General features: G+C 68.0%; 3 protein-coding genes. All 3 read left to right on the top strand.

The window, feature by feature from the left end; all coding sequences use genetic code 11:
- The first annotated feature begins 80 nt into the window (after positions 1-80).
- A complete protein-coding gene (gene ybiB, locus DBV14_RS27430) occupies positions 81-986 on the top strand; it encodes a DNA-binding protein YbiB (protein WP_124464113.1) in 906 nt (301 codons plus the stop codon).
- Positions 983-1,816, top strand: coding sequence for a uroporphyrinogen-III C-methyltransferase (gene cobA, locus DBV14_RS27425; RefSeq protein WP_124464111.1), 834 nt, complete (start codon positions 983-985; stop codon positions 1,814-1,816). The genes ybiB and cobA overlap by 4 nt, the downstream gene beginning before the upstream one ends.
- 68 nt (positions 1,817-1,884) lie before the next feature.
- A partial coding sequence (locus DBV14_RS27420; RefSeq protein ID WP_148092454.1) for a sterol desaturase family protein occupies positions 1,885-2,688 on the top strand: 804 nt, incomplete at its 3' end.

The raw sequence follows: 2,688 nt of genomic DNA, 5'->3' as shown, positions 1-2,688 counted from the left end.
ACCTATGGCAGGACGGGTCACTTTCGTGCATAAGCCACTGCGCCGGGCGGCATAAGTCTTGCTGGACAATCCGCACACCCATGGGAATCAGCCAATACATCAAGGAAATCGGCCGCGGCGCGCGAGGCGCCAAGCCGCTCACGCGCGAACAGGCCACCGACCTGTTCGGCCAGGTGCTGGACGGCACCGTCACCGACCTCGAGCTTGGCGGCTTCTGCCTGGCCATGCGCATCAAGGGCGAGACGCCGGAAGAAATGGCCGGCTTTCTCGACGCCACGCACGCGCGGCTCCAGCACATTCCCGCCACCGGGCGCCCGCTGGTCGTGCTGCCCAGCTACAACGGCGCGCGCAAGCTGCCCGTGCTCACCCCGCTCCTGGCGCTGCTGCTGGCACGCGAAGGCCTGCCGGTGCTGGTGCATGGCAGCGCCAGCGAAACCTCGCGCGTGCTGGCGTCGAACGTGCTCGCGGCCATGGACATTCCGCCGCTCACGGCCATTCGCGCCATTGCCGACAGCGAAGTGGGCTTCGCTCCCACCGAGTTGCTGAACCCCGCGCTGAAGCGCCTGCTCGATGTGCGCCGCGTGGTCGGCCTGCGCAATCCGGGGCACAGCGTGGTCAAGCTGATGCAGCCGACCACCGGCCCCTGCGTGGTGGTGGCCAGCTACACGCACCCCGAATACGCGCGCACCATGGGCGAGACCTTCGAGCTGATGGGCATGACCGCCCTGCTCTCGCGCGGACTCGAAGGCGAAGTGGTGTCCGACCCGCGCCGCACGGCGCAGATCGACGGCTTCGTGCGCGGCGTGCGCACCGAACTGCAGGCCCAGGCCAGCGGCACCGCCGCCGACGTGCCCGGCCTTCCGAAAGAAATCGACGTCGCCACCACGGCCGCCTACACGCAACGCGTGCTGGACGGCGAGCTTCCCGTGCCCGAGGCCATCGCGACGCAAGTCAGGCACATCACGCAACTGGCATCCCACGCATGAACACTTCTTCCACTTCCCTCATCACCGGCCGCTGCACGCTGGTGGGCGCCGGCCCCGGCGACCCGGAACTGCTGACGGTCAAGGCCGTGAAGGCGATCCAGGCGGCCACGGTGCTGCTGGTCGACGACCTGGTGAACGACGAGATCCTGGCCCATGCGCAGCCCGGCGCGCGCATCGTGCACGTGGGCAAGCGCGGCGGTTGCAAGAGCACGCCGCAGGCCTTCATCGAGCGGCTCATGATCACCGCGGTGCGCGAAGGCGAAACGGTGGTCCGGCTCAAGGGCGGCGACCCGTTCATCTTCGGCCGCGGCGGCGAAGAGGTCACGCACCTGCGAGAAGCCGGCATCGAATGCACCGTGGTCAACGGCATCACCGCGGGGTTGGCGGCCGTGACCTCGCTGGGCGTGCCGCTCACGCACCGCGACCACGCACAGGGCGTGGTGTTCGTCACCGGCCACGCCAAGACCGGCGCCGGCGCCGCCGAAGACCCGACCGACTGGCGCGCGCTGGCCGCAACGGCGCACACCGCACGGCTCACGCTGGTGATCTACATGGGCGTGGCGGGCGCCGGCCACATCGAACGCGAACTGCTGCACGGCCTGCCGGGCGACACGCCGGTGGCCGTGATCCAGCACGCCAGCCTGCCGCACCAGCGCCACATCGCGACCACGCTCGACAAGCTGCAGAGCGGCATCGCCGAAGCCGGGCTTGCAAGCCCCGCAGTGATCGTGGTGGGCGATGTGCTGCGCGGGCTGGCCGCGGCGGCGCTGCCGGTGCCAGAGGCAATACCCGCACTAATGCCGCCGCCGACGGACCGCTTCGGCACCTAGCCGCGCACGCCGGGGCCGCCCGCCTAAAATCGCGCCCCAACAAGCGAACAAGCGAGAGAGAGGCGGGCATGCTCGACATAGACAAACTGAACGAATTCACCGAAAGCCACGGCGAGTTGCGCCGCGGCCGGGGGCTGGTCACGGGCACCATCGCCCTGACCCTGGCCATCCTGTGTTTTCTGGGCGTGCTGGCCTTTCACTTTCCGCAGTACCTCACCACGCCGGAGTTGCGCAAGAGCTACAACGTCGACGTGATGCGCTTCATCTTGCTGGCCGCAATGGTCATTTCGGGCGGGATGTCGCTGGTCAACATCATCTTCAACCGCTCGCGCTGGCTGTCCTCGGCCGCGTTCCTGCTGGTGGCGGCCTCGGCGCTGCTCGGCGGGCACAAGGTGCCGGTGCACGACTTCGCCGACCACACGCCGTACATCGGGCTGGACTGGTTCATTCTCGATCTGCTGGGCTCGTCGCTGATCTTCATCTTCATCGAGAAGCTGTTCGCGCTGCGCAAGGACCAGCCGGTGTTTCGCGAAGAGTGGCAGACCGACTTCCACCACTTCGTGGTGAACCACATGATCGTGGGCTTCGTGCTGCTGGCGACCAACCTGCTGGTGCACAAGCTCTTCGGCTGGGCCGCCAACGACGGCATTCGCGGCTGGATCGGCAACCTGCCGTTCTGGGCCGGCATCCTGCTGATCATCCTGGTGGCCGACCTCGTTCAGTACTGGACGCACCGCGCGTACCACGAGGTGCCGGTGCTGTGGCGCCTGCACGCGGTGCACCACAGCGTGAAGGCCATGGACTGGATGGCCGGCTCGCGCCAGCACATTCTTGAACTGCTGATCACGCGCACGCTGGTGCTCGCGCCCATC

It is taken from the genome of Variovorax sp. KBW07, from assembly GCF_003852515.1.
GTDB lineage: Bacteria > Pseudomonadota > Gammaproteobacteria > Burkholderiales > Burkholderiaceae_C > Variovorax.
The sequence above is the reverse complement of the archived record's forward strand: the minus strand, read 5'-3'. Positions and strand labels throughout refer to the sequence as shown.

Coding starts and splice junctions, on each gene's coding strand:
- ybiB (WP_124464113.1), top strand. CDS start 81: ATGGGAATCAGCCAATACATCAAGGAAATCGGCCGCGGCGCGCGAGGC.
- cobA (WP_124464111.1), top strand. CDS start 983: ATGAACACTTCTTCCACTTCCCTCATCACCGGCCGCTGCACGCTGGTG.